Source organism: Klebsiella sp. K5-45, assembly GCF_030128605.1.
Classification (GTDB): Bacteria; Pseudomonadota; Gammaproteobacteria; order Enterobacterales; family Enterobacteriaceae; genus Klebsiella; species Klebsiella quasipneumoniae.
Map to the genome: position 1 here is coordinate 220,035 of NZ_JAKUZW010000005.1, position 24,267 is coordinate 244,301.

Sequence of the window (24,267 nt, forward strand, 5' to 3'; positions counted from 1 at the left end):
TATCTTTTTACTGCTTTATATTTTGTTATTTTTCAGTAAATTACACACAAAGGAACTTGCTATGGATAAAGAACGTAAATGTTCTTTTGGCGATAATGTAAAAGAACCGATCATTGAGCGAATCTTTTCTCTGGTAGAGCGTTATCCATCTAGAAACGAGGCCGCAAAGGCTTGGGGTATAAACATCAATACCTTACAGAACTATTATAAGAGGCGTGATATTGCTCCCACCCCCAGGAAGCAACTGCTGGAAGTTATTGCAAATCATGAAGGTGTATCGCTTGATTGGTTGGTTAAGGGAATCGGGGAACCACCGGTGAACACAAAGAAAGAACACGATAAAGAACACACACATTCAGGGCTAAGTGATCCAGACGCCAGACTCGCGACACTGTTCTCGATTTTGTCAGACGAGGAAAAACAATCACTGTTTGAAATTGTTGTCCGAAAAGGTGTTGATACGGTGTTACGGCTGCGTGATGATCGCAATATTAAGCTACTGCAATGCAATGATGTGGAGAAAAAGCGGCTTCTAGTGTGGCTTGATAGTGGTATGAAAAAAGAGGCATTTGAGGCTAGTGAAGTTGTAGCAGAAACAGGCCTTGCAAACTCAGGTAAGAAGGCCGGTTAATCAATGAATGGTGTTTCCCAAACCTACACCGACGTTTACCGGCCTTGATTTTCGAAGTATGTTAGAATTGATTTTGAACGTAATGCTTTGCCTTTTAAAGGCGCGTTTGTAGAAGTATCAAAAGTTTTGCCGTTCGGCTCACTTTCTCTTTGACTGGTATCAAATGCCTAAACAGGGCGAAGCCAGTAATCCCGCGGATTCCCGTTTATTTCCTTCTCTTCCCGGTAATATCAAATGATTTCCTTCATAACAGGGGGTCGTTATATGGCGGGAAAAAGAAGAAGCGATAACGAGAGTCAGAGAAAAACGCATCGGCCGCGGAAGGCCGATGCGGAAAATGCGGTTGCGGTTAGCTGTGACGATGCTGGTTACGACGGCAGCGTTTATCGTAGTGGCGCACCCACCAGTAGCGGTCGCTGACCTGCTCGTGGCCGCCAATACGGGCTCCGGCCAGCCAGAGCACAGCACCGACGAAGATGCTTAAGATAGCGCCATGCGCAAAGAATTGTGGCAGGTTAAGCTGCGGAAGCTGGTTCAGAATGGAGTAACCCACCCCCACAACCATCACCACCAACCCTAACCCCATGAGTACGTTACCGAGTAACGAAGCGTTTTTGCGTTTCATGTGTCACCTCCGGACTTTGGGTTGCCAGGGAATGTCCCCAAATCTTATAGGTGTAGTATAGACAAGGTCTCTTCTGTGGAGTGCGCCCACGATCACATTAGTGAACAGCGAATAGACAAAAATTTACAAATAAGTCTATGAACCATATCAAATTCTAATGATTTAGTGAGTAAATCATCAATGCCGGTATTGTCTTATAGCCAGAATTTTGTCAAGCGCGCCCGCAGACAGTACACTACGCGGCAGAGAATGCCCCATGCAGGATAGAAAACGTGACCATTAAACTGATTGTCGGCCTGGCCAACCCCGGTGCGGAATATGCCGCCACCCGGCACAACGCTGGCGCCTGGTATGTGGATTTACTGGCGGATCGCCATCGCGCGCCGCTGCGCGAAGAGAGCAAATTCTTCGGCTACACCTCGCGCATCAACCTGGCGGGCGAGGATGTTCGCCTGCTGGTGCCCACCACCTTTATGAACCTTAGCGGTAAAGCCGTGGCCGCGATGGCAACCTTTTATCGCATCAACCCGGACGAAATTCTGGTTGCCCATGATGAGCTGGATTTGCCGCCGGGCGTGGCGAAATTTAAGCTTGGCGGCGGCCATGGCGGCCACAACGGCCTGAAGGACATCATCAGCAAGCTCGGCAATAACCCGAACTTTCACCGCTTACGCGTCGGGATCGGCCATCCGGGCGATAAAAACAAGGTTGTCGGCTTTGTGCTCGGCAAACCGCCGGCCAGCGAGCAGAAACTGATTGATGATGCCGTCGACGAAGCGGCGCGCTGTACGGAAATCTGGTTAAAGGATGGTCTCACCAAAGCGACCAACCGTTTACACGCCTTTAAGGCGCAATAAGCCGTTGTCGTGCGGCATTTTTGCCGCGCACCGTGTATAATAGGCAAAGCTATTCAATTTTCTGCAATCTGTTCCTTGTAACAGATTGATTATCCAAAGATTAAGGTGATTTAAATCATGGGATTCAAATGCGGTATCGTCGGTTTGCCCAACGTCGGCAAATCCACCCTGTTCAATGCGCTCACCAAAGCGGGTATTGAAGCGGCCAACTTCCCCTTCTGTACCATTGAGCCGAACACCGGTGTCGTACCGATGCCCGATCCGCGTCTGGACAAGCTGGCTGAAATCGTCAAACCGCAGCGTATCCTGCCGACCACCATGGAGTTCGTTGATATCGCGGGCCTGGTTAAAGGCGCGTCCAAAGGCGAAGGTCTCGGCAACCAGTTTCTGACCAACATCCGCGAAACCGAAGCTATTGGTCACGTGGTTCGCTGCTTCGAAAACGACAATATCATTCACGTCGCGGGGAAAGTGAACCCGGCGGAAGATATCGACGTTATCAACACCGAACTGGCGCTGTCTGACCTTGATACCTGCGAACGTGCGATTCACCGCGTCTCCAAAAAAGCCAAAGGCGGCGATAAAGACGCGAAAGTTGAGCTGGCCGCGCTGGAGAAATGCCTGCCGCAGCTGGAAAACGCCGGTATGCTGCGCGCGCTGGATCTGACCAAAGAAGAGAAAGACGCCATCCGCTATCTGAGCTTCCTGACCCTGAAGCCGACCATGTACATCGCGAACGTCAATGAAGACGGTTTCGAGAACAACCCGTACCTCGATCAGGTTCGCGCCATCGCCGAGCAGGAAGGGTCTGTGGTGGTGCCGGTGTGCGCCGCGGTTGAAGCGGACATCGCCGAGCTGGACGATGAAGAACGTGACGAGTTTATGGCTGAGCTGGGCCTCGAAGAGCCGGGTCTGAACCGCGTGATCCGCGCTGGTTACGCCCTGCTGAACCTGCAGACCTACTTCACCGCTGGGGTGAAAGAAGTGCGCGCATGGACCATCCCGGTAGGGGCGACTGCGCCGCAGGCAGCCGGTAAGATCCACACCGACTTCGAGAAAGGCTTTATCCGCGCGCAGACCATCGCTTATGAAGACTTTATCGCCTACAAAGGCGAACAGGGCGCGAAAGAAGCCGGTAAAATGCGCGCTGAAGGTAAAGACTACATCGTCAAAGATGGCGATGTGATGAACTTCCTGTTCAACGTCTGATCCCGCTGGCTGGCATTTCTGCCGCCATCGAGTAATAAAAAATCCACGCTCCGGCGTGGATTTTTTTTCGTGCGCCAGGCGGCGCGCTACTCCACGATATGGGTCTCTTCTGCCGCTTCGTAGCCATCAACGATCTGCACAATCTTTTTTAACTCGTCCTCAATAAAAGCCGGGGTGGCGCTTTCCCCTGAGGCCGGGTGATGAAGCTCCACCGAGATGCCGCTGGCAGCATTGGTCAGCGACAGGCTAATCTCCTGCGGATCCGCCGCAGACGAGGGTCGCCCGATATGCTGCGCGATGGTCGCCGCCGCCGCGCGCGTATCGACTTCCGCGAGATGCCCCCACCTCATTTCAACATGCCCCTGCTGCCCTGCCTTTATCACCTGCAGCGTATAACCGCTTTTTGCCATTGCCATGTCTTATCCTCCGGTTTCATTGCCCGGGCGACACATTCTCAGCCCGGTTTTATCAGCAAAGTTCGAACACTTCCGCCTTGCCGTTAATGACTCTTTTCCACATAGGTCTGCATATTTTCTTTGGTCACTAACTCAAACGGGATCCAGACATGGGACTCGACTTTTTCTCCTTTAATCAGCTTCAGCGCCACCGCTAAGGCCGTTTTGCCCTGACCAACGGCATCCTGGAAGACTGTTACCTGGATCTTATCGCTGGCCAACGCTTTTAGCCCATCCGGCGTGGCGTCGATCCCGCCGATCAGCAACTTCTTCTGGCTCTTCTCCAGCGCCATCGCCGCGCCAATCGCCATCTCATCGTTGTTCGCCGCCACAATATCAATCTCTTCCCCGTTACCTGCCCAGTTCTGCATCAGATCCATTCCCTCGCTGCGGGAATAGTTGGCCGGCTGTTTCTGCACCACTTTCATCGCCGGGTATTTGGCCACCACCTGCTCTACGTCTTTGGTGCGCTGCAGCGCGCCGGCATCGGTGAGATTGCCGATCATGATGGCGACGTTGCCTTTGTAGTTTGCCAGCTTCGCCAGCGCTTCCATCTGTAATGTACCGGACTCCCGCTCGTCCGATCCGACAAACACCACGCCAGGCGGTAACGTTTTATCCCCCGGCGTCCGGTTCACATACACCAGCGGCATTCTGGCCTGCTGCGCCATCTTCGTCAGCTGCGGGGTGCTGGCGGAGTCCACGGGGTCCACGATGATGGCGTCCACGCCGGAGGCGATGAAGCTCTGCACCTGATCGGCCTGGCGTCCGGTGTCGCCGCGGGCGTCTTCGAACTGCACATCGACGTGACGGGCTTGAGCTTCTTTCTCAATGGACTGACGGATAATGGTGAGAAAGTTTTGATCGAAGTAAGCCATCGAGACGCCGATCTTCTCCGCTAATGCCGAAGCGGAACTGGCCAGAAGGCCTACTAACAGGATGATTTTACAGTGCTTCATAGCATGCCCTCAGAGTTTGAAATAAAATTTTCAATATAAACACAAACGGTATATTTAAATCATTTTCAGACTACGAAGGGCGTTCGGTTCTTGCAATCATGATGTAAAGAAAATGTTGCCATGCGCACATTTTATTTTACCGCCTCACTCATCAAGGCCTCACCGGTTTCGGGGAGCGCAGCGGGCGGCGAGGCCGGCTGATTTCGCTTCAGCAGGGCATACTCCACGATCAGCTGTTGCAGATGCAGTTCGGCGAGGCTGCCGCGGGCGGCAGACCAGGGTTGACCCACGGGGAGCGCGGTCAGCTCGCGCAATTGCTCTTCCAGCGGAACGGCGCGGTTAAGCGACTGCATGATGGCAAACACCGCCGTTTTCAGTTCGCTCACCGTCAGGTGCTTCCCCTTCTGCTCGTCGAGGGCATTGAGCTGACCGGCGAGCCGTTGCAGCTGCCGCATGCCCTCCGCCCAGCCGGTGAGGTGTTCCGCGGGCAGTGCCGCAGCGCTTAGCTGCCGTTGCCACTGCTGCGCCAGCGGTTTTGCCTGTTCCGGCCAGCGGTTCAGTGCCAGCCGGACCAGCCGGTCGCCGTAGCTTATCGCCCAGTCCGGGTCCAGGCGGGCGAGAACGTCAAGCTGGCGCTGCGCCTGGCGCAGATCGACCGGCGCCAGGGGGGTTGCCCCCGGGAGGTCCGCTAGCGGCCCGGCCTGTTGCGTCATCGCAGTCGACGGCAAATCGGTCTGACGCAGCGCTAGCCATCCGCCGATGGCGATGCCCGACACCGCCAGCATGGTGACCATCCCGGCGATAAATGGCTTCCAGCGCGGCGCAGGTACCGGAGTCGATGCCTTCACCGGCACGGGCCGATTTGCCGGCGAAGGCGGCGCCAGCGGCTCAGCCTTTGGTCTACGTTTTAGTTCTGGCACTGGTTCAACCTTCGCCATATCCTCTTCGCTGACCAGAGGGCCGGAAAGTTGTACTGCAGACACCACCACCGGCGGCGCAGCGGGAAGCGCTGGCGCAGGGTCGAGGCTCTCGAAGCGAGTTGCCGTGCTGTGCAGCAGCGCCCGCAGGTCGCTCAGCTGGTTTTCAGGAGCGATCTCAAGGCGCTGGAGCACCGCGTCGAAGCTTTGCAGCGAACGTTCAGCCTGCTCAAGCGACTCAACATCCTCCGGGGTGAGATTCAGGGTACGGATCACCTGCCGCAGCCGCTTGCTCAGGGTGCGGAAGATCTCTGTGCGGACCGGGAGCGCCTGCGGCCACAAGTTTTTCCCCTGATGAACCAGCAGCGTTTCCATCAGCGTCAGCCCCTCGTTGATCCCTGCCAGCCCGCCCAGCCGGGCGCGGGCCAGCGTATACCAGGCGACAGTCTGCAGATCCGCGCCATGATGCTCCAGCAGCGAGCGGGCAAGCTGCTCGGCATACGGCCAGTTAATGTCCGGCCGCGCCGGGTGGCTGAGTTTGTTCATTTCCGCACGCAGGGCAATAAAATCGGCCAGCGTGCGCGGGTCGCCACCGGTTTGATAGCGGTGGTCTTTATGTGTTGTCATCATGATGTCTTTCAGCGCGAGGATTAGAGGGCGGAGCGGGGGTCAAGGTACTGCTGGCGTTTGAGGTGGCGGATTAACACCCGGCCTTCAGGCATAAACTCTGTGCCGTACCGCACCAGGCCGATATCTTTCAGCTCAGCATCAATGGCATAGCGCAGTTCGCCGGGCGCATCCTGGTCGAGCATCACCACCGCGATCCGCTGCAGGCGCGGTTCGTATTTCAGCAACACCGCCGACAGCGTGCTCATCAGCTGATGCGCCGACGCCGGCATGCCCTGGAGGATAGCGGTCATATCCGGCAGGCCGTAGTCCGGCAGATGCGCCAGCGCTCCGGCCCGACAGTTGAGGATACGCTGCATGTTATCGAGCACCGACAGGATGACCTGATCCGTTTCGCTGACGTTGTTCAGGTCCAGCCCGCCGGCGAAATTGCCGTACAGGATGTCATACAGGGAGGGACGAGGCATTTTCACTTCTCCTTAAGCGGGTGCAGCGTCAGTTGAGGTTGACTGGCTTCGATAATGCTCCGCCTCGCCGGGATAAGATCCTTCGGGGTCAGTAGCAGCCGCCAGCGGTTGTGCGTCAGATGAAAGCTTCAAGTTATTTTTTAATGGATGCTTATCATAAAGGGAAAAATTAGCGCCAGGTGCTGCCAGGGGGTAAATAATATCTGAATTCAAGGCTCGCTATCTTTCATCACCCAGGTGACGGCGACGAAAACGACAGGCATTGCATTCTCCTCTTTTAATTTGCCGTTAAAGGTTAATTAGTGAATTAATCCCTCTATCAGACTTATTTATATTCATCTTAAATATTATTAATAATAAAAATTTCACTTTAGTCGATATATCCTCGCTAGCGCCGAGGCCTGAGTCCCCCCGGTAGCAGAGAGATGCCTGGCCCCCACCCGGCCATTGCCAGGCGCTACATTACCCCGTATTTTGGGTTTCCGCTGTGGGCGGATGAAGTCACGATCGCGAGAGGAACAATGAAACCGTTATTTGTCTATGGGACGCTCTGTCCCGGTCGCAGCAATGCGCATATTCTGGAGACGATCGGGGGCGAGTGGCGTCCGGGCTACGTCACTGGCACCTTTTACGCGCGCGGCTGGGGCGCTGCCGCTGATTTTCCGGGGATCGTCCTCGACGCCAACGGCCCGCGGGTCAACTGCTATCTGTTCCTGTCCGACCGGCTGGCGGCGCACTGGCCCATGCTGGACGAGTTTGAGGAGGGGTACGATCGGGTGTCGGTTGAGGTGACCACCGACGATGGACAGCAGGTCAGCGCCTGGATTTATCAGCTCCAGCCCCGGGAGTAATCCCCCGCCAGTATCGCGCTACTGGCCACAGCGGCCCAGCACGTCCGCGGGTCTGGCGTCGTTTCCGCCAATGCAGGTATACTGGCCAGATGTTTCCTAAGCTTCAGATACGCAAATGACAAAACTTACCTTACAAGAGCAGATGCTCAAAGCCGGCCTGGTCAGCAGCAAAAAAATGGCCAAAGTCCAGAGAACGGCGAAAAAATCCCGCGTGCAGGCCCGTGAGGCCCGGGAAGCGGTGGAAGAGAATAAAAAAGCCCAGCTGGAGCGCGATAAACTGCTCAGCGAGCAGCAAAAGCAGGCGATGCTGGCGAAAGAGTATAAAGCCCAGGTCAAGCAGCTGATTGAGATGAACCGCATTACGGTCGCCCGGGGCGATATCGGCTTTAACTTTACCGATAATAATCTGATCAAAAAAATCATGGTCGACAAGACCACCCAAACCCAGCTGATTAACGGCCGTCTGGCGATTGCCCGCCTGGCGGTGGATAACAAACCTGAAGGGGAGTATGCGATTATTCCGGCGGTCGTGGCAGAGAAAATTGCCCAGCGCGATGCCAGCAGCATCGTGTTGCACAGCGCCCTGAGTCAGGATGAACAGGATGAAGACGATCCGTACGCCGACTTTAAGGTGCCCGACGACCTGATGTGGTGATCGCGGGCTTCCGGCGGCAGGCGATCAGAACGAGCTTGCCTGCTGGATATGCATCGGCTCGCGGCTGACGGGATGGACAAAGCGCAGCTCGCTGGCGTGCAGCATCAGCCGCGGAGCCTGTTCCGTGCCCGGCAATTCCCGGCCGCCATAGAGATCGCAGCCAAGGATCGGATAGCCCAGCAGCTGACAGTGGATCCGCAGCTGATGGGTGCGCCCGGTCTCCGGGGTAAGCGCCACCCTCGTCAGCGCCAGCGCCCTCTCCCCTTCCCGCGTCTGGTACAGGCGGTCAATGACCCGGTAGCGCGAACGCGCCGGTTTGCCGTGCCGGACACTGATCGACATGCGCGGGAAACGGGCCGGGTCTTTGGCGATCGCCGCCTCCACGACCCCCTCATCTTCCGGCAGATGGCCGCACAGCAGCGCCGTATAGACCTTACCCACCGTGCGCTGGCTGAACTGTTGGCACAGCGCAGCGTTAATTCCCTTGTTGCGGGCGACCACCATCAGACCGGAAGTGCCGAAGTCAAGGCGGTGTACAAGGGTACAGCCCGGAAAGCGCTGGACCAGTCGATGATGGACAGAGTCGAGGTTGCGCGGATCTTTGCCTGACAGGCTCAGCAGCCCGGCCGGTTTATTGATCAGCAGCAGGTGTTCATCCTGATACAAGAGGGTGATCTGGTCGCGGCACGGCGGCGCGACAAAGGTATCGATAATGGTGGACATCAGGCGGCCCGAAGAAGGAGTGGCTGGCGATAGTACCCCATTTTGTCCGCCGGTACGATGCTGGCGCACGATCCGCCCTCGCGGCGGTGTCATTTATCACCCACACTTATCGTAAAGGCATGGTCTGCGCAGGCAATGTGCTTTACACTGCGCGCTGCAAAATTTGAGTTAACCAACGAGTAAGAACGGTAATGGCGATGAACGGAACAATCACAACGTGGTTTAAAGATAAAGGTTTTGGATTTATCAAAGATGAAAACGGCGAAAACCGGTATTTTCATGTGATTAAGGTCGCCAATCCCGATCTCATCAAGAAAGACGCGGCGGTGACTTTCGAACCAACCACCAACAATAAAGGGCTGTCGGCCTACGCGGTCAAGGTCATTCCGGAGAGCAAATATATCTATATCGCCGGCGAGCGGCTGAAGCTGACCTCCATCAAGTCCTATGTGGTTTACCGGGAAGAAGAGCCGGTCGAGACCCGCGTGGATAAAGAAAACGCGGTGCTGTCGGTCGGGCTGCTGATGAACAGCATCCGGCCAAAATCCACGGTGCAGCCGGGAGAGATGCGCTCGGTGAAAAAGCTGGCGATCACCACCTTTCAGGGGACAACCCTGATCTTCTCGGAAGACGAAATCGATATCGATGCCACGGTAAAACTGCTCAAGGTTTGACGACCCGGCGTGCGGTCAGCCGCGCGCCCAGTCACCTGCCGAGCCGATTTTCGTCGCCATCGCCCCTCACCGGACGGGGCGAGGCGTTAGACAGCCGATAAGGATGCCGCCGCCATGCCCGTAAATTTTGACTTCAACGATCTCTATGCCTTTCGCGCCCTGATGGAGTATGGCAGCTTTCGGCTGGCCGCAGAATCCATTTGCCTGTCGCAGTCGGCCCTCAGCCGGCGCATCGAAAAGCTGGAGACCGCCTTGGGCAACCGGCTGTTCGAGCGCACCACCCGCCGCGTGACCCTTACGCTGTATGGACAGAATTTTGCCGAACGTTCAGAGCAGCTGCTGGCCCACGTCGAGACGGTGCTGGCGGATATCAGCCAGGTCAGCAAGGCGCGCACCGGGCTGGTGACGGTGGCGACGGTACCCTCTGCCGCCTACTACTTTATGCCGGACATCATCCGCAGCTTTCAGGCGCGTTATCCCCAGGTGCGTATCCGGCTGATTGACAGCAGCGTCGGGAATGTGATCGAGGCGGTCAGCAGCGGACAGGCTGACTTTGGGCTCTGCTTTGCCAAAAACCTGCCGGCCAGCATCGAATTCACCCCGCTGGCCGACGACCGCTATGTCGCCGCCTGTCGGCATGACCATCCGCTGGCAGGCAGGACGCACCTCAGCTGGCAGGCATATTTTGAACAGGATTATATTGGCCTCGATCGGGTCTCCGGCAACCGGACGCTGCTCGACCGGGAGCTGGCGCATCTGACGCCGGCGCGGCCAAGCATTTGCGAAACCCGCCACGTCACCACGGTGATGAGTTAGTTTTAAAAATCGACAAATATCGTCCAGGAGCGCCATTTTCAATGGCTGGATGTAGTGATCAACATGCGTTGTTTGCAATATTTGGCGTATTTCACTGACTTCCCATGCCCCATCCATGCCCCATCCCAATGACTACACAGCGGCTGGTAGGTACTTATATAGCGTCTTCACATTCACCCCTATCACATCTGCGATCTGTTGCCGGGTTGCGCCGTTCTCCAGCATCCGATGTGCCCGATCGACAACCTCCGGTGTCATTACCCGCCGACGTCCGCCGATTCACCCCTGCTCTCTCGCCGCAGCTAAATCAGTAGATCCCGCCAGTGACGGCGGGAGTTTTATGCAAAAAATTACTCTTCCATGAAAATGACTGAATTCCGGGTTTCAATGCCAGAGCCTTGCAAAGCAGGCAGCGCATACGCAGCCGCCAGCGATATGCTTTCACAGTCAAAGAAAGCCACAGCTGTGTCGGTTTTATCATCACCTCTTCGGGTTGACGTCACCTCAAACGCGGGCTGATTCTCGACCCGCTGCCATGATTCATAGATGTAAAATCGCATCAGTAGCCTCCGTTTTCGGTTTCGGTCCAGAATGACGGTGCCTTCAGTATCAGCACACCAACACCGCCTGTTATGAGAAATCCCGGCACAAAGAAGTCAGCGCCCTGCCAATACCCTAGAACGGTGGAAGACGGCATCGCTTGAAATTTATCCGTCCAGTTGGCTTTTGCCTTCATAGCAATCATATCTGTCGGATAGCCCTGCGTGATTGCCACCAGTTTTGGCTTAACGTAGTAGGTAGCCGGCACCACAGTTTTATCTACCACTACTTCACCGCCCTGATAGTTGGCCATTATCGGTGTCAGATTGGCCTGCCCTGTCATCCCTTCCACGTTCACCGAGCACGAAGCCCACACTGGATTGCGCCCGGATACTACGCGGCAGCGGTTGCACAAAAACAATTGCACGATATCCGTGGCTGCGCTCAGGGTGATTTTGATTGTGCGGATGCTGTCGTTCTGATCGGATGCAGCGCCGTACTCCACAACGGCGCCACCTGTTTTAATGGCGGCGAAAAGCGCCCCGGGATTTACCGGATCTGCTATGTCAATAGGCTTACCAACATTGACTTCCGCTGGCTGGATGTGAGTGTGGATCAGCTTCGAACCGGGTCCGTAGGTGTTCAAATATCGCGGACCTGGCGCCCTGCGCTGCTTCATCTTTATATCAAACCCGGTATTCAGCGGAGAGCCAGCGTAGCATGGATATTCAGCCCTCGGCGCTGCCCCATCAAAAGCGGTGATATGGGCGTTGAACTCGATGAATAAACCGATGCCATATTCCGGATTAGCCGGATTAGTCGGCGCGCTGAACATCTGGGTAATACCACGGTAGTCCGCGCTACTTCCCGGCCCACGGCGAGGATCATATTTCACGGCCTCGGAAATGTAGACGCTGGCTTTTGAATAGCTCGTTGGCGCCTCTTTTGACGCGATATAGCGCTGCACACCTTCAATATGACCGGAAAGGAACACAAAGCTGCAGGCGCTTTTAGGCCCGTTATAGAACAGGTCTTTCCAGACAAAGTCTACGCTACAGTTATGCAACGTATGCTCACCAGCAGATAGCCCGACAAACGCATGCCTTGCCACGTTTCCGAACGTGACATTGTCATACCACATACGCTCGCCGGAGTTGCTGATACCATCAGGGATCGTTACCCCATCATAGACGCGGGAAAAATAAACATTACGCAGACCACAGATAAACGTGTTGTAGGTTCCCCATACAAACCCTTTGTTAAAGCCAATAACAGAAACGTTCTGAACGACAACATCACGACAATCCAGATCGCAAGGGGCCATGTTACCGATGGAAAGACCAGTAGTATCCAGCGTCGGATTCCCATCAGCATCGAAAATAGGGTCGCCTTTACTGTCGGCTGTATACTCAAGAGCGTAGCCGGGACCACGAATAGTGAACACCCCGCCCACGCAATCTAATATGACCCGCGCTGATGCCTGATTCAGATATTTGCTTTTTGCCCCCTGCCAACCAGATTCTGACTGAAACATCGCCTTGGTCAGCTGGCTGGTGAATTGGGAGTTATCGCCCGCCACCACCGGCTGAAAATGCATCCCTTCTTTCGGCTCAATATAAACATTGCCCAGTGCCGTCAGTGTAATGATGCTGGGATAAACCAGAGGGTGGTCGACCTTGTAGTTTGTGACAAAGCCGACGCTGGGAATCATGATTTTGCATAGGATGTTATTAACTCGGCCATTCGCTTTAATCCGGTTAATAATAGAGTCACGTACTCGGTCAAAACAATCCGCAAGGTTGGACAGGTCTCGCTTCAATCCCGCCAGCGCCACATTATGACCATGCGTCAGGTCAGGTTTCCATCGCGCTCCGCCCGGTGTGACAAATACAGAAAAGCCATCATCGGGGGAGAAAATGTCGTAGGGGTCGTGATGCAGCTGGACATTGAGTAGTACCCCGTCGGCGTTGCATTTTTCCAGGATGATGGACTGCCCGTTATACGATGGCTCGATAGTGCGTAGGGTGGCGATATCAGGACACTTTCCGACCCATTTGAAGCCGTCAGCTGAGCCCAGGTTTGAGCGAAGAGCCGCGTCACCGATGTTCGACCATTTCCCTGTGGGGTTTGCAGCCGACCATACACCGCCATCGTTCTCAGGAGAATCCCCGGCAATGACGTGCTCAAGCTCGCCAAGGTATTTGTACCAGGAGCCATTGTAGTAGACGATTTGCTGGCGATTATCTACAACCAGACCAACAGCCCAGTTGCCAAGCTCCTGCCAGCCGATAGCTGCAACTGCCTGCTCGCCGCGACCAGTAATGTAGTCGATAAAGCGGCTGAAGATCATCTCCATGCCGTGCCAGGTTTTGCGAAGCACACCTAACCGGTCCTCTAACTCCTCTTTTGTCCTGTCGTTAACGAATTTATCCACGTTTTCAGCGTTATCGTACAGGTCCTTTACGGCGGCGGAACCTAAAGGATTTTTCGTTTTATATGTGCTCATAGTCGCCCTATAACAAAAAACCCGCCGAAGCGGGTTGTTGAGAGTTATTTCTGTTTTATGCAATGTTGCCGGGATAACTGGCGTTGTCGTAGTCATAGAAGGACGCGCGGTACTCTTTGGCGGTAACCTGACACGTCCCGTCTGATTGTGGGGCAATCTCCTCAACAATGGCGTCATAGACATGACGCGTTGAGCCGCAGAACACCAGGCGGACTGGCTCAATGGCTGGTGAAGTCTGGTTAATCTTCAATGGGTCATCAAAATCACTCAGATGGGGAACGGACAACTGATAATCCCCCACTCTGCTCGCCACCATCAGACCGGATGCAGAGCCATCCTGATAGCGGATCAGCGCACGGGGGTTTTCGAAAGACCAGTCCAGAGGCTCCGTGACGGTGAAGGTTGTCATGCCACCTGCCGTTGTCATCGCCTCCACCAGACAGGAAATCGTGTTGTTCCCCGGAATATCATCCGTGAGCACGATGCGATCGCCTGTGTTGTAGCACAGCGCATCCAGCTCGGTGGTGGTCTGGTATGTAACCCGCTGCTGAAGATACTTCATCAGGCGACGCATGCCGATCTGGTAGGCGTGATCCTGATTGAGCACCCCATCGAGTTTGTAGTTCTCGATTTTCACGGGCGTGGGATTGTCGGGTGTCCGGCATTTAACGGTCTCCTCCGCCCAGGTGACGCCGTTGATGTACGTCACGTCGACACCATCAAAATCATCGTCGGACGGCACGGTAAATCCGCTCTGCAGCTCCTCCACCATCTCATGCGGCGTTATGATCCCCGTCCAGGGCTTAATCCCCTCGCGGTTGACCGTCGCCAGGCCATCGCTTAACAGGAAGCGGGATTTCCCGGCACTGGCTATCATCTGCAGCATTTCCAGCGCCGAGATACTGTCGCCGGTGGCGAAATCGAAATTTTCGCCCTGTGGCGTCCAGTACGCGGATTCCAGCGCAGTGATGGTATCGACGTCCATCTCCAGCCCCAACGAGTTCCCGACATGCAGCAGCGCCCCCGAAATGGTTCTGGCCGTTCCTGAGTCATAGGCCCGCGTGGCCACAACGTTTACGCGGCGGTCCGACTGAGCCGCCAGCTTCCCGCCCGTCTCAACGGTCACCGCCATCAGCGACACATCGGGATAGGATGAAGGACGAGTTGGCAGCCGCCCACGTAGTGCCTGCCAGTACATCGAATCCCTGGCGTTGTTTGAGCCCTGCTCATTGCGCCGACGACAGCGAACTTCCACCAGACCCGGAGAGCTGAGAGTAATACGCTCAGTGAATCCCAGCCCGTTGACGTTTTTCAGCGCGTACTCGCCCTGGTGACTCACCCACCCCGATCCGGAGCCGTAGACGCGATACTGAATTTCCCACTCAACATGGCGAATACGTTTTTTCCCCTTACTGTCAAAGCCGCAAATACCGTTCGGGAAAGAGAAATTCACCTCGAACATATCGACGGTCTCATTTTCAGGGCAAACCAGGAACGGCCCCAGCCAGCTCAGCGTGTCGTTAAGACCAGTGGCCTCATAGTCGATCATCGTCCTGGCGGTGAATCCCGGCCATGACTCATCAGCGGACCCATTAACCAGACGCGCCACTGTTGCCGTTGTGCCGTCGGCAGAGACGATCTGGTACTCATTCCCGCGGTGAGCAAGTGAAAGCCGTTGCACACCTTCAGGCATGCCCGAGAATGCGGTTCCCGTAGTGCTGTTATACGCAAGCGTCACGTTTGCCGTTACCGCCGGGCTTCCGCCAGTTGATGCCGTGCCGGAGGTGTAAACCGGGGCATCACCGAAAACGGCTGCAGGCAGCGAGGAGGATGTGATTGCCCCACCCACGTAAGGACTGGCCGCCTCGGTTATCAGTACGGTACCGCCGTTGTCCCGCGCGACCAGGCCGGAGCCAGTGAGCCCCTCAGTGATAGCCGCCAGCAGTCCCGACATCGAGATGTAGTTCGCTACCAGCGACACCGTATAGGTGGTGCCCTGCCATGTGATCATGAATGTACTGGAGCTGGTCGAAAAATCGTAGGTGACGGGAGCCGCACTGGCCTGAATTTTTGCTGCACTGCCACCCTCGCCAGGCACTGCCTCCTGACCCGGGGTATAGGACGCAATGACGAGGTCATAATCGACACTGTTGAAACTCAGCGTCACCGGCATACCCGCTACGGGAGCAAGTTCGGTAAGCAACGAGCTGGCAAAAACACTGTAACCAGAAGAGGTGGAGATCAGATAATTTGTCGGCGCCTTAATTTCTACTATGGCCCCCGTTACCCAGCTGTCCGGAAGAGAATTATCGTCCTCGTCGTCATCGTCACCATCATCCGTATCAAGGCCTGTAAACGTTACGGATGCACCAGAAACCGTCATGCTGTCAGCGATAATATCGTCGGAATCAGGTGAGGTCTGGGCCATATCCAGCCCTGTTCCGCTTGATGTTCCACCGACCTCTGTCGAGTTGAACCAGTTCTCGCTGCGCTCATCGCCGGAAACATCCGCGCCTGGCGGGTAATGGGTGCTGCTGAACCCCGGCAGCGTTGAAGCTGGCGTACTGCCAACCCGGATATCGCCATTGGTATAAATCAGATCACCGACACCGAGACACAGCAGCATCTGGACGCGCATTTTCGTAGGATCGGCGGCATCAAACCGGGTAACCGGCTGCACCACATAATCAGGGTAGATACGCACCCGGCCAAACACCTCACGAATGGCATCACCGAGTTTTGCGGTGTTGGCCCGCGCCGGGTTCAGATCGAGACTGCGCCCTGTGGATGAGGTATAGCCTCCCGTATCGATATTGCTCATCATGAACAGTGAATAGGCTGCTGCAGCAACGGAGATACCGACACCAATCCACGCAATAGTGGCTGCCTCCAGACCGAAGGGGACCGGATAAAGCCGGACATCACTTTCAGGGTGGATCACGCAGGTGGCCCACTCGCCTGGCGGAATGGACAGACCGTCAACCTCAATGGTCAGCGGCGGCACATCCCGATCCTCGTAACCTTCAACATTCACCGCCAGCCAGTTACGAAGGCTGGTTACGCCATGTTCATGCGTTTCGAGAGGTTCACCGGGAAGCCGGGACGGGTAAAAACGAATGGTCATTGCCAGAACTCCACTTTGACAAATCGCCGCTTAAACCGCGCTAACGGCAGAAACGTTACGTTAGAACCTGGATTGCATTCCGCCACATGCAGCAGGCCATCAATACTGACGACAATCCCCACATGGGTGACGGCTGAGCCGGAATAGCAAGCCACGCCAGCCCCTTCGCAGGGGTTGCAGCGCTCCAGGGTAAGCATCATTTGACGCGCCTCCCGGTCGAGGCCGCCGTCGTCTTTCGTGACCCCGGCAAAATCAGGCCAGAGAGGCAAGCCCAAATCGCGGCGTATCTCGTTCACAATGCCAAAGCAGTCGAGATCCGGCCATGAGCGCCCGCCCTTCAGCCAGGTGACTGAAAGGTATTTATCAGGGTTAAACATGATGGATTCCTTAGCTGATATAACGTAGTCCGGGGAAGACAGGGAGCGTGTAGCGGTAACGCGGCCAGGCCATATCGAGGACATTCATATAGCCCGCGGTGATCTGAACCTCTGTTGCCGTCCAGTAACCCGACTTGATTTTCAGCGTATACGGTACCGCCGCAGGCGCGGCTAAATCCGTGGAGATAAAACTGCGGTATGTCAGCGATGCAGACAACCTGTTAGCCAGGGCATTGCGGATCGTCGTGGACACAACACCATCAACATTGCACAGGGCGAATTTCAAATCTTGCGTACCGTCCGCGTTGCGCGCCGGCAGCGCAATGTCAATCGCGCAGGCGGTAAACGTTACGGTATCGCCGCTCTCCGTCGTCGCCGTAATATCCTCGTACCCCTGGCACAGGTAGTGAACATCTGAGCCAACGGTGATCTGCAGCGTTTCAATGATCACCTCCGGCCCGCTGCTGGCATAGAGCCTGTTAAGTCTTGTCATGCTTCAGGCCACTCCCTGTTAACTGCAAGATCAAGAATATCGCTGTTCACAATGAAGTCAGGGAACTCGGCCCAGCCAGGCGGAAGGATTGGACGCTCCCATAATTCCAGCGTTGCACTATATCGCCAGTATTTACCGCCCTCTGGTGTCGGTCCCTCGTATATATCGACAAACCTACAGACATAATCTTGCGCACCTAAAGGGGTAAAGAGCGGCATGTTGAACCAGTCAGCCCCATCGGTAATGATGTCTCTGTACCAGGCTTCGAAAAGCTGTGCCTGACCATCAGTAAAGATCCATGAAACTGGCGTTTGAGTAGGAACCGAAGTATAAGCTCGCCTTTGTCGCCGCCTGCCGGTAACCATCGCTGTACTTTTTAGCGGAGAAGTCGCTTTAAGACCAAAGTTCTCCTTCAATGGGCAAGGGAGATAATCCTTCGGGTAATTGAGATTAGTTGAAATTGCCATCAGCTAATTTTCCTCCCCGAGGTAGTTTTCCCCATCAGAGCCTTATGTAAATCACCCTGACCGCTTGCGACTGAGTTAACCGCCTTCCGGTATCCCCTTTCTGCCCCCTCATCTGCAGCTTTACGGACCAGCGCCAACGTTGCATCGGAAGGGTTACCATTGATGGGGATAGTGATCGTGGGAGAATAAATAGTTCCACCACCGGTTGACTGTGTAGCGACTCTATCCAGCGTGGCATCCAGTTTTGCGCTGGTCGCTGCAGTGGTCACCCGCTCTCCTTTTTGAAGCAACCAGGTTCCTGTTTCAGGAACTGCATCAATCCCATCGTGGGCCATGCCAGAAAGGGAAGCGGCAGAAATAGCAGCAACCATAGGTTCTGTTATAGCCGCTGCAGCAGCCATCGCGGCTGGAGCTAATCCCGGTCCGACAATTGGGATTGCGGCAGTTGATGCGAAAGCAGCAAGTTTAGCCTGTAAGGCTGTAGCCTGAGCATTAGCGATCATTGAAGGAATAGCAGAGGCTTGGGCACTTTTATTAACCAGCATCTGAACACCTTGATACACGATCCATTGTGCAGCCATATCAACCAGAGCTTTTATCACTGACTTCCCGAGGTCTGAAAAAATTCCCTTTATTGCTTCACCCATTGATTCAGTACCGCTGATAACATCGTATAAATGTTCAGAAATTGAATCAGTTGCAGAACCTAATATTGATGTCATTGCATCAGCCGCTTGCTGATAATAATCACTTGAACTATCCGCGAAATCAGATAATGCGCTTGATATGCCCGACTCCCAGTCATTACGTAAACCATCAGATTCATGATAATAATCTTCTTGAATCTGCAGGCGCTCTTCAAGTGCCGATTTTAACGCATCAGTTTCAGACTCATAAAGTGACTTGGTAATATCACCAGATTGATACTGTTTTAATAAATCCGCTTGTTTATATTCAAAGTCCTGTTGAATGTTGTTTAATTCACGCACTCGGCTACGGTCTTTTAATCCCAATGATCGACCGGCCAGATCATTGTCATACCCTTGCCTTATTATTTTATTCTGCCTATCAAGACCAGAAACAAATTCAGCTAACTTTGCGTTTTCCTGATTTAGCCGTAACTCTTCTTTTTTTGAGTCAATGATTTTAGCCGCATACCTGAGCTGCTCTTTTTGCGCTTCTGATAATGCTTTTAAGTTACCACTGGTAATATCAAAGTTTACTTTTTCAAGCTCTGTTACTTCTGCAGTTTTTTTGCCTGTCGTCTCAATAAGTGCTGCTTGCTTTTGCAGATCAAGAAGCCTGCTTTTAAAAGCATTTTCAGTTGGGTTGCTTTTTGTAGTTACCTTCTGATTTGATTCCCCTTTCCCCAGTTTGTAATCGTCACCTTTTGGTGGTTGTATTCCCATATCAGAGAGAAGCGAAGTTAACCCATTAGCTCCTTTCTCTACTTCCTCTGGGGTTAAACTGGATTTGATGGCTCGAAGGAACTGAAGGCGTTTATTTAAAAAATCTAACTCATCTTTTTGTTCTTTACTTTGATTCCCTCTTTTATTGAGGAACTCGATACGCTGCTCAATATCTTTTTCGTCAGCTGAATCATAGTTCCCTGATACCGCTCCGACCCTAGAGCGGGTGTAAGAAGCAATAGCCCCAAGCCCACCAGCAATACGACCAACAACACCGGCTAAACTGATCGCCTCACCTACCAGGTCGGACAGGCCCTGTAGGATAGCAGGGTCAGTGAAAACATCATGGATACTATCAAGCCCGTCCTGTAGGGGTGATAAATCTACTTTTGCCAGGCCAGACGCAATTTCCATTTTTAAGCCACGGGCGCTTGTCTCTATATCCTGAAAAAATTGATTAACTTTAACTAAGTTATCAATATCTTCCTGCGGCGGAGCTACGCCAAAATCCTTTGATAACTGAAGAAACTGTTTTAGCTTTTCGTTGTTGTTGTCAAACAACGGCAGCATTTTTGACAGGTCATTCCCTAAGCTTTCAAGGATGTTGGTTTTCCCAGCCTGAGTGGGTATTTTCTGTAATGCCGAACTAATAGCCAGCAACTGTTTATCAGGGGATTGCTGGGCCAGCTTCTGAGCTGAAAGCCCGAGCGTGTCCAAAGCCTGCGCAGCCTCACCTGATTTGTTCAGGACCGCATCGCCGACTTTATCATTAATGTCTTTGAAAATATCGGCTATGTTATCGCCGGTTAAACCTGCCTGTTCAGCTGCGTATTGCCAGGATAGCAAGTCCTGGGTGGACATTTTTAATGACTTAGCCCAGCGATCTGCCTCGGTCACTTGCTGCGCTGTATTTTTTACAATTGCTAGCCCAGCAGCGCCAATCCCGACGGCGGCAGTTGCCGCAGCTGCTCCAATAGCAATAATTGAGGTGCTTATTTCCTTGGCGTCTTTTTTAACCTGGTCACGCCATTTTTGCGAGGCTCTTTCAGCCTTATCCATTCCCTGAACAAATCCACCAACCTTTGCGATAAGGTCAATTGTTAATGTACCAAGGGACTTGCCAGCCATCATATTTCTCCGAGGAATAAAAAACCCGCCTAAGCGGGTTTATATTTATCAGAACTTATTCTGTTTCGGTGGCTTGCTTATTTTGCAGTCGGAGACTTCAGAGTGAGTAGTATTACTCATCTCGCTGTAAGTAGTTCTCTTCAAAACAAGTGTTGCTCTATCAACTGAATAAGTTTGCTTATATTTTGTCGAATCCTTACGCCACGTTACCTCAGATGGCCCAAATGCAGCAGGAGCTGTAAAATTTAATCCGCTTCCCATAGATGGCGACTGAAGAGATGCTGAACCATTGTTTTGGTCAAGCACAACGATAAGATCAGGTGCTCTTTCATCTAAATAAGGACAAGATAAATAAGTAATTTTTGCAGTTGCAAGACTTGAAAAGCCTATTAAAGAAATGCACAACCCTAGTAAAAGATTCTTCATTGAGAGACCTCACAGACTCATTTCCGTTTGAGTGCCCAACAATACAATAAACCTAAGACTAGACCCAACTTTTCATAGCTTCTTCCAGAGAAAGCGGCGCTTCGTTGATGTGCGGTGCAAAGTCACTAACCTTGAAAGGAGGCGTGTTCTTTGCCTTATTGATGTTAGCCAGGACAGAAGCCACCAGCGAAGCCCCCCACTCGGTTCGCATTATGACATTAAGCTGACCATACTTATTACGGTACTTTACCCACACCTGAAACTCACGAAGGCTCATTCGCTCCTGAGCCTCCGCTATGGTCCGCCCACCGATGCCGTTCATGACTAACTCACACCAGAACTCGTCTTCTCCTGTGAGTTCGTAGTCTTTCCCAGATCGTTGACTTCCTGGATGACGGCCAGCAAAGCGATAACGATTGGCCCATCGAGCGCGCCACGGTCTTCAGATGCAGTTCCGAGAATGTCTGCCTCAGTAAAGATTTGCTTCCCTTCCTCATCGCAAATATGGGCAGCAATACGCCCAGCCACCGGATCAGATTTTCCGTTGTACGCCAGCAGTTCAGCTTTAGTGGTGTGGTAGCCCATCGGGCGCACATAGACGGTTGCGATATGCTCTTTCCCGTCACGGCCTTTCCACTTAATTTCTTTTTCCACGGGACGCCCGGTAAAGGCACCGGTTTCTTTTAACGTATCGAGAGTAAGTTGCATTTCAGCTCCTGAATTGAAAAGCCCGGATAACCGGGCATATTAATTACGCTGCGGCCTTCGGCACCCATACGGAAGAGCCAGACCGCTGGATCGTGGCGGAGGTCGTCACAACAGCGTTACCCTGGAAATCAAACGGGAAATCGGAAACGTAACCCTGGAAAATGAACCAAGTGCGATCCGATGGCAGTACCAGGCCATCAACAGCATCCTCAGCGCCAGAAGCGGCGGCTGTCGGGACACTGGTTCCATCTGACCAGCCAACCGCAAAAGTTAACGGCGTCTGGTCATTCGCTTCAGCGAGGCCATGCAACATAATGTGGCTGGCGTTCGTCGGATCAGCGTTAAGCCCGACGGTTGCGGCCGCAGGCGTTTTAAGCCCCTTTTTGTAGGTTCTGGAATCCCGCTCACTCAGACAGGTATCTTCAATCTGATCGGCAGGGTTGCCGCCGGGGTTGAAACTGGTGATGCATTCAACCTCGCTGACCACGCCAGACTTGAGCACAAAAAATTGCGTGCCTTGCGTTAATACAGACATGTTTTGTCTCCATAAAAGAAAAACCCGCACAAGGCGGGTCAGTTTGGGGTTGTTGGTTATCTGGGCGTTATCCAGTCAACATCGAAGGAATAGCGGTATCGCATTGTTTCAGGATCGCGGCTTTGTTCACCCCATCGGGTGATATAGGCCTTGCCCTCAATCGCGTCGCGTAAAGCACGGGCAACGGCGATCACGTCGGTGTCAGTATCACCATAGACATCAACCTGCAGAGAATAGTGATCTGCATCTGGCCGCTGGTTCAGATAATTTTCAGGTGAGCCGCCTATGTTTTGCCAGACTGCATAGGGGTAAACGATATTATCGTCCTGCATACCGAACGGATAAAGCCGCACGGGATTTGAACCTAACAAATCCCTGACTGCCTGGCTGGCTGCGCAAACTGCAAATATTGGAGCAATCATACCGGAGTTCCTTTTTTAGCCGCCCGTCGCACAGCGCGATCAATGGACTTTTCCAGCTCCACAGCAAAAACGTTAATCACATCGGCATCGACCCCATTCAGTGCAGGCCTAATTATTGGCCTCGCTGCAGCATGTTCTGTGCCGAATTCAAGGAATCGCCAGTACCAGGTATCCCCGCCGGGATTACCTTTATCTCCGGCAGTGTTATAACTTTTACCCGCCCTGCCTTTTCGGACGTTGGCCTTCGTATTGGCGTATTGCCTGGCACCGCCCATCACCCCGACACGAAACGTTGGATCGCCGGTTCTACGAAACGCCTTGCTGCTGAAGCTGACCACAATGTTTTTGTAGATAGCCTCTTTGGTGAGAGGATCATCTACCCGCGCGGCATTATTGCGCGCTCTGTCCCTGATGACGTTTGCCGCTTTACGCAGCGCTGCACGACCGGATTTATCGCGAGTGACCTGTGAGACGGCATCCAGTTTCCCCAGGACGGAATCGAGGCCAGTCAGGTTTACTTCCACACCATCAGCCATCGTTAGCCCCCTCTGAACAAGGCAGTGTCAGGTATTCCCTGCCGCTCCGTGGATCAGGTAAAACGCCCTCAATGTTGTAGATGCGGCCACGAAACATGATCCGATGTTTGCGGGTAACACCCTCACGGTAACGAATCGTTATCCGGGTGGTAACTTCGCCCTGAGAGGCCTGGGCGGCGATAAACTCACGTGCGGATAAAGGAGCGACTTCGGCCCAAAGGGTTGCGACATCGCGCCAGGTATTAATTACGGCTCCCGTTGTCGGGTTCTGTTCTTTGACCGGTTCCTGCAGGGTGATCCTGTGACGCAATTTTCCGGCCTGCATATCACCCCCTTGGTTTCCCACTCAGATAGGTTTGCTGCTCTGGCGCCTCTTCGAGATCGCCGGCAAGCGACTGGATAATCACATCGGACAGGGCGACGTTAGACTCAGCCAGGCGGTTTATCGCTTCCGTCTGCTCTCGCTGTGCTGCTGTTTGTTCTCTCAGCGCTGCTATCAGCGCGTTTACCAGTTGCTCGTTCATAGGCTATTTTCGTCCACTTTTTTAACCACTCACGCCTTTTAGCACATCCTGAGCAGCCCATTAGTTCCACCTCCGGTGCCTAATCAGCAGCGCCTCAACGCCCAGCGGAACTTCCGATAGGTTCTGCGCTGCCGCTTCGCGGTTCGCAAACCAGTGTCCAATCAGCAAAAGCATTGCCGCCCAGATGCCGGAAGTAAAAATAACCTCGCGGGGCTGAGTTTCCCCTTCCACTGGCGGCGTTAATGTTTCGACCAGCGCACCGTCGCAGAACCGCTCAACATAATCGACGGAGGCCGACGCATAGGCAGAAATAAGCGTATCTTCGTCGTCACCATCAACCTTCAGATGCGCCTTTATCTGCGCCAGCTGTTCCTCGCTTATTTCCACCTTTACCCCCTGGTTTGGCTTTAGCAGGCTCCGCAGAACCAGAGTCTGTTGCCTTTTCCGGCTCAACCGCCTCGGCCAGATGCAGTTTCACCAGTACTTCGCCGATTTCTTTATGCACCTCGCGGATTTCCCCCTGAGATACCGTTCCCAGGTGATAATGCGAGAACATACGGAGAGCTTTAATTTTCATCGCGTTTACGCGGCCATTGCTGGCCGCGC

Annotated in this window: 29 protein-coding genes and 3 pseudogenes; 7 read left to right on the plus strand and 25 right to left on the minus strand. The window is 53.7% G+C overall.

Annotation, left to right across the window (positions count from 1 at the left end; genetic code table 11):
- The first annotated feature begins 61 nt into the window (after window positions 1–61).
- Window positions 62–631, plus strand: a complete 570-nt coding sequence (locus MKS11_RS12580) for a hypothetical protein (RefSeq protein ID WP_284109559.1) — start codon at window positions 62–64, stop codon at window positions 629–631.
- 349 nt (window positions 632–980) lie between these two features.
- Here the strand turns inward: MKS11_RS12580 and ychH are convergent, their stop codons facing one another.
- A complete protein-coding gene (gene ychH, locus MKS11_RS12585) occupies window positions 981–1,256 on the minus strand; it encodes a stress-induced protein YchH (RefSeq protein ID WP_002910437.1) in 276 nt (91 codons plus the stop codon).
- A 272-nt stretch (window positions 1,257–1,528) separates the two neighbouring features.
- Here ychH and pth point away from each other — a divergent pair, with 272 nt between their 5' ends.
- On the plus strand, window positions 1,529–2,113 hold the full coding sequence (gene pth / locus MKS11_RS12590) for an aminoacyl-tRNA hydrolase (protein WP_004180389.1): 585 nt from the start codon (window positions 1,529–1,531) through the stop codon (window positions 2,111–2,113).
- A 117-nt stretch (window positions 2,114–2,230) separates the two neighbouring features.
- Window positions 2,231–3,322 (plus strand): redox-regulated ATPase YchF, encoded by a 1,092-nt coding sequence (gene ychF, locus MKS11_RS12595; protein ID WP_004203224.1) that lies wholly within the window; start codon window positions 2,231–2,233, stop codon window positions 3,320–3,322.
- An 86-nt stretch (window positions 3,323–3,408) separates the two neighbouring features.
- Here ychF and MKS11_RS12600 read toward each other — a convergent pair whose 3' ends face one another.
- From MKS11_RS12600 to MKS11_RS27600, 5 genes and pseudogenes are all read right to left on the minus strand, one after another.
- Window positions 3,409–3,738 (minus strand): DUF1869 domain-containing protein, encoded by a 330-nt coding sequence (locus MKS11_RS12600; protein ID WP_004203225.1) that lies wholly within the window; start codon window positions 3,736–3,738, stop codon window positions 3,409–3,411.
- An 83-nt stretch (window positions 3,739–3,821) separates the two neighbouring features.
- Window positions 3,822–4,736: a sugar ABC transporter substrate-binding protein gene (locus MKS11_RS12605; protein WP_017899852.1), complete on the minus strand. Its 915-nt coding sequence runs from the start codon at window positions 4,734–4,736 to the stop codon at window positions 3,822–3,824.
- A 131-nt stretch (window positions 4,737–4,867) separates the two neighbouring features.
- On the minus strand, window positions 4,868–6,283 hold the full coding sequence (locus MKS11_RS12610; protein ID WP_087771268.1) for a VasL domain-containing protein: 1,416 nt from the start codon (window positions 6,281–6,283) through the stop codon (window positions 4,868–4,870).
- 20 nt (window positions 6,284–6,303) lie between these two features.
- Window positions 6,304–6,747 (minus strand): type VI secretion system baseplate subunit TssE, encoded by a 444-nt coding sequence (gene tssE, locus MKS11_RS12615; protein ID WP_049092088.1) that lies wholly within the window; start codon window positions 6,745–6,747, stop codon window positions 6,304–6,306.
- 2 nt (window positions 6,748–6,749) lie between these two features.
- Window positions 6,750–6,866, minus strand: a pseudogene (locus tag MKS11_RS27600) (type VI secretion system lipoprotein TssJ); the annotation flags it as partial.
- Window positions 6,867–7,268: 402 nt separating this feature from the next.
- Here MKS11_RS27600 and MKS11_RS12620 point away from each other — a divergent pair.
- Both MKS11_RS12620 and MKS11_RS12625 read left to right on the plus strand, forming a co-directional pair.
- Window positions 7,269–7,598 (plus strand): gamma-glutamylcyclotransferase family protein, encoded by a 330-nt coding sequence (locus tag MKS11_RS12620; protein WP_284109560.1) that lies wholly within the window; start codon window positions 7,269–7,271, stop codon window positions 7,596–7,598.
- Window positions 7,599–7,713: 115 nt separating this feature from the next.
- Window positions 7,714–8,253, plus strand: coding sequence for a DUF2058 domain-containing protein (locus MKS11_RS12625; protein WP_004203232.1), 540 nt, complete (start codon window positions 7,714–7,716; stop codon window positions 8,251–8,253).
- A gap of 24 nt (window positions 8,254–8,277) precedes the next feature.
- Here MKS11_RS12625 and MKS11_RS12630 read toward each other — a convergent pair whose 3' ends face one another.
- Window positions 8,278–8,976, minus strand: a complete 699-nt coding sequence (locus tag MKS11_RS12630; protein ID WP_032456279.1) for an RluA family pseudouridine synthase — start codon at window positions 8,974–8,976, stop codon at window positions 8,278–8,280.
- Between the two features lie 191 nt (window positions 8,977–9,167).
- Here MKS11_RS12630 and MKS11_RS12635 point away from each other — a divergent pair, with 191 nt between their 5' ends.
- On the plus strand, window positions 9,168–9,650 hold the full coding sequence (locus MKS11_RS12635; protein ID WP_004203243.1) for a cold-shock protein: 483 nt from the start codon (window positions 9,168–9,170) through the stop codon (window positions 9,648–9,650).
- Between the two features lie 114 nt (window positions 9,651–9,764).
- Window positions 9,765–10,460 (plus strand): annotated as a pseudogene (locus tag MKS11_RS12640) (LysR family transcriptional regulator); the annotation flags it as partial.
- A 138-nt stretch (window positions 10,461–10,598) separates the two neighbouring features.
- On the opposite strand, the pseudogene MKS11_RS12645 reads toward MKS11_RS12640, so the two are convergent.
- The 18 genes and pseudogenes from MKS11_RS12645 to MKS11_RS12730 all read right to left on the minus strand — a co-directional run.
- Window positions 10,599–10,772, minus strand: a pseudogene (locus MKS11_RS12645) (helix-turn-helix domain-containing protein); the annotation flags it as partial.
- A 44-nt stretch (window positions 10,773–10,816) separates the two neighbouring features.
- On the minus strand, window positions 10,817–11,026 hold the full coding sequence (locus MKS11_RS12650; RefSeq protein WP_284109561.1) for a hypothetical protein: 210 nt from the start codon (window positions 11,024–11,026) through the stop codon (window positions 10,817–10,819).
- Window positions 11,026–13,512: a hypothetical protein gene (locus tag MKS11_RS12655; protein WP_284109562.1), complete on the minus strand. Its 2,487-nt coding sequence runs from the start codon at window positions 13,510–13,512 to the stop codon at window positions 11,026–11,028. Before MKS11_RS12655 ends, MKS11_RS12650 begins: the two co-directional genes overlap by 1 nt.
- A 55-nt stretch (window positions 13,513–13,567) precedes the next feature.
- The gene (locus tag MKS11_RS12660) at window positions 13,568–16,636 is read right to left on the minus strand and encodes a host specificity factor TipJ family phage tail protein (protein ID WP_284109563.1); all 3,069 of its coding nucleotides are present in this window, start codon (window positions 16,634–16,636) and stop codon (window positions 13,568–13,570) included.
- Window positions 16,633–17,013 (minus strand): nitrite transporter, encoded by a 381-nt coding sequence (locus tag MKS11_RS12665; RefSeq protein ID WP_284109564.1) that lies wholly within the window; start codon window positions 17,011–17,013, stop codon window positions 16,633–16,635. Before MKS11_RS12665 ends, MKS11_RS12660 begins: the two co-directional genes overlap by 4 nt.
- 10 nt (window positions 17,014–17,023) lie before the next feature.
- Window positions 17,024–17,506 (minus strand): DUF1833 family protein, encoded by a 483-nt coding sequence (locus MKS11_RS12670; protein WP_023317177.1) that lies wholly within the window; start codon window positions 17,504–17,506, stop codon window positions 17,024–17,026.
- Window positions 17,503–17,973: a hypothetical protein gene (locus MKS11_RS12675; protein ID WP_087806118.1), complete on the minus strand. Its 471-nt coding sequence runs from the start codon at window positions 17,971–17,973 to the stop codon at window positions 17,503–17,505. The genes MKS11_RS12670 and MKS11_RS12675 overlap by 4 nt, the downstream gene beginning before the upstream one ends.
- Window positions 17,973–20,510 carry a phage tail tape measure protein gene (locus MKS11_RS12680; RefSeq protein ID WP_284109598.1) on the minus strand — a complete coding sequence of 846 codons (2,538 nt, stop codon included), beginning with the start codon at window positions 20,508–20,510 and terminating at the stop codon, window positions 17,973–17,975. Before MKS11_RS12680 ends, MKS11_RS12675 begins: the two co-directional genes overlap by 1 nt.
- Before the next feature lie 48 nt (window positions 20,511–20,558).
- The gene (locus MKS11_RS12685; RefSeq protein ID WP_125305341.1) at window positions 20,559–20,936 is read right to left on the minus strand and encodes a hypothetical protein; all 378 of its coding nucleotides are present in this window, start codon (window positions 20,934–20,936) and stop codon (window positions 20,559–20,561) included.
- 58 nt (window positions 20,937–20,994) lie between these two features.
- On the minus strand, window positions 20,995–21,258 hold the full coding sequence (locus MKS11_RS12690; RefSeq protein WP_064188264.1) for a hypothetical protein: 264 nt from the start codon (window positions 21,256–21,258) through the stop codon (window positions 20,995–20,997).
- A gap of 2 nt (window positions 21,259–21,260) precedes the next feature.
- Entirely contained in the window at window positions 21,261–21,644 is a 384-nt protein-coding gene (locus MKS11_RS12695) for a phage tail assembly chaperone family protein, TAC (protein ID WP_004899623.1), read from the minus strand.
- Between the two features lie 43 nt (window positions 21,645–21,687).
- Window positions 21,688–22,179, minus strand: coding sequence for a phage tail tube protein (locus tag MKS11_RS12700; RefSeq protein WP_004104226.1), 492 nt, complete (start codon window positions 22,177–22,179; stop codon window positions 21,688–21,690).
- Window positions 22,180–22,235: 56 nt separating this feature from the next.
- Window positions 22,236–22,601: a DUF3168 domain-containing protein gene (locus MKS11_RS12705; RefSeq protein ID WP_004104227.1), complete on the minus strand. Its 366-nt coding sequence runs from the start codon at window positions 22,599–22,601 to the stop codon at window positions 22,236–22,238.
- Window positions 22,598–23,137, minus strand: coding sequence for an HK97-gp10 family putative phage morphogenesis protein (locus MKS11_RS12710; protein WP_085550931.1), 540 nt, complete (start codon window positions 23,135–23,137; stop codon window positions 22,598–22,600). Before MKS11_RS12710 ends, MKS11_RS12705 begins: the two co-directional genes overlap by 4 nt.
- Window positions 23,130–23,462 (minus strand): phage head closure protein, encoded by a 333-nt coding sequence (locus tag MKS11_RS12715; protein ID WP_284109565.1) that lies wholly within the window; start codon window positions 23,460–23,462, stop codon window positions 23,130–23,132. Before MKS11_RS12715 ends, MKS11_RS12710 begins: the two co-directional genes overlap by 8 nt.
- A gap of 1 nt (window position 23,463) precedes the next feature.
- Window positions 23,464–23,661 carry a hypothetical protein gene (locus MKS11_RS12720; protein ID WP_004899632.1) on the minus strand — a complete coding sequence of 66 codons (198 nt, stop codon included), beginning with the start codon at window positions 23,659–23,661 and terminating at the stop codon, window positions 23,464–23,466.
- Window positions 23,662–23,721: 60 nt separating this feature from the next.
- Entirely contained in the window at window positions 23,722–24,048 is a 327-nt protein-coding gene (locus MKS11_RS12725) for a head-tail connector protein (RefSeq protein WP_117045525.1), read from the minus strand.
- Window positions 23,996–24,238, minus strand: coding sequence for a hypothetical protein (locus MKS11_RS12730; RefSeq protein ID WP_044067369.1), 243 nt, complete (start codon window positions 24,236–24,238; stop codon window positions 23,996–23,998). Before MKS11_RS12730 ends, MKS11_RS12725 begins: the two co-directional genes overlap by 53 nt.
- Between the last annotated feature and the right edge of the window lie 29 nt (window positions 24,239–24,267).

Coding starts and splice junctions, on each gene's coding strand:
- MKS11_RS12580 (WP_284109559.1), top strand. CDS start 62: ATGGATAAAGAACGTAAATGTTCTTTTGGCGATAATGTAAAAGAACCG.
- ychH (WP_002910437.1), bottom strand. CDS start 1,256: ATGAAACGCAAAAACGCTTCGTTACTCGGTAACGTACTCATGGGGTTA.
- ychF (WP_004203224.1), top strand. CDS start 2,231: ATGGGATTCAAATGCGGTATCGTCGGTTTGCCCAACGTCGGCAAATCC.
- MKS11_RS12600 (WP_004203225.1), bottom strand. CDS start 3,738: ATGGCAATGGCAAAAAGCGGTTATACGCTGCAGGTGATAAAGGCAGGG.
- MKS11_RS12605 (WP_017899852.1), bottom strand. CDS start 4,736: ATGAAGCACTGTAAAATCATCCTGTTAGTAGGCCTTCTGGCCAGTTCC.
- MKS11_RS12610 (WP_087771268.1), bottom strand. CDS start 6,283: ATGATGACAACACATAAAGACCACCGCTATCAAACCGGTGGCGACCCG.
- tssE (WP_049092088.1), bottom strand. CDS start 6,747: ATGCCTCGTCCCTCCCTGTATGACATCCTGTACGGCAATTTCGCCGGC.
- MKS11_RS12620 (WP_284109560.1), top strand. CDS start 7,269: ATGAAACCGTTATTTGTCTATGGGACGCTCTGTCCCGGTCGCAGCAAT.
- MKS11_RS12625 (WP_004203232.1), top strand. CDS start 7,714: ATGACAAAACTTACCTTACAAGAGCAGATGCTCAAAGCCGGCCTGGTC.
- MKS11_RS12630 (WP_032456279.1), bottom strand. CDS start 8,976: ATGTCCACCATTATCGATACCTTTGTCGCGCCGCCGTGCCGCGACCAG.
- MKS11_RS12635 (WP_004203243.1), top strand. CDS start 9,168: ATGGCGATGAACGGAACAATCACAACGTGGTTTAAAGATAAAGGTTTT.
- MKS11_RS12650 (WP_284109561.1), bottom strand. CDS start 11,026: ATGCGATTTTACATCTATGAATCATGGCAGCGGGTCGAGAATCAGCCC.
- MKS11_RS12655 (WP_284109562.1), bottom strand. CDS start 13,512: ATGAGCACATATAAAACGAAAAATCCTTTAGGTTCCGCCGCCGTAAAG.
- MKS11_RS12660 (WP_284109563.1), bottom strand. CDS start 16,636: ATGACCATTCGTTTTTACCCGTCCCGGCTTCCCGGTGAACCTCTCGAA.
- MKS11_RS12665 (WP_284109564.1), bottom strand. CDS start 17,013: ATGTTTAACCCTGATAAATACCTTTCAGTCACCTGGCTGAAGGGCGGG.
- MKS11_RS12670 (WP_023317177.1), bottom strand. CDS start 17,506: ATGACAAGACTTAACAGGCTCTATGCCAGCAGCGGGCCGGAGGTGATC.
- MKS11_RS12675 (WP_087806118.1), bottom strand. CDS start 17,973: ATGGCAATTTCAACTAATCTCAATTACCCGAAGGATTATCTCCCTTGC.
- MKS11_RS12680 (WP_284109598.1), bottom strand. CDS start 20,510: ATGGCTGGCAAGTCCCTTGGTACATTAACAATTGACCTTATCGCAAAG.
- MKS11_RS12685 (WP_125305341.1), bottom strand. CDS start 20,936: ATGAAGAATCTTTTACTAGGGTTGTGCATTTCTTTAATAGGCTTTTCA.
- MKS11_RS12690 (WP_064188264.1), bottom strand. CDS start 21,258: ATGAACGGCATCGGTGGGCGGACCATAGCGGAGGCTCAGGAGCGAATG.
- MKS11_RS12695 (WP_004899623.1), bottom strand. CDS start 21,644: ATGCAACTTACTCTCGATACGTTAAAAGAAACCGGTGCCTTTACCGGG.
- MKS11_RS12700 (WP_004104226.1), bottom strand. CDS start 22,179: ATGTCTGTATTAACGCAAGGCACGCAATTTTTTGTGCTCAAGTCTGGC.
- MKS11_RS12705 (WP_004104227.1), bottom strand. CDS start 22,601: ATGATTGCTCCAATATTTGCAGTTTGCGCAGCCAGCCAGGCAGTCAGG.
- MKS11_RS12710 (WP_085550931.1), bottom strand. CDS start 23,137: ATGGCTGATGGTGTGGAAGTAAACCTGACTGGCCTCGATTCCGTCCTG.
- MKS11_RS12715 (WP_284109565.1), bottom strand. CDS start 23,462: ATGCAGGCCGGAAAATTGCGTCACAGGATCACCCTGCAGGAACCGGTC.
- MKS11_RS12720 (WP_004899632.1), bottom strand. CDS start 23,661: ATGAACGAGCAACTGGTAAACGCGCTGATAGCAGCGCTGAGAGAACAA.
- MKS11_RS12730 (WP_044067369.1), bottom strand. CDS start 24,238: ATGAAAATTAAAGCTCTCCGTATGTTCTCGCATTATCACCTGGGAACG.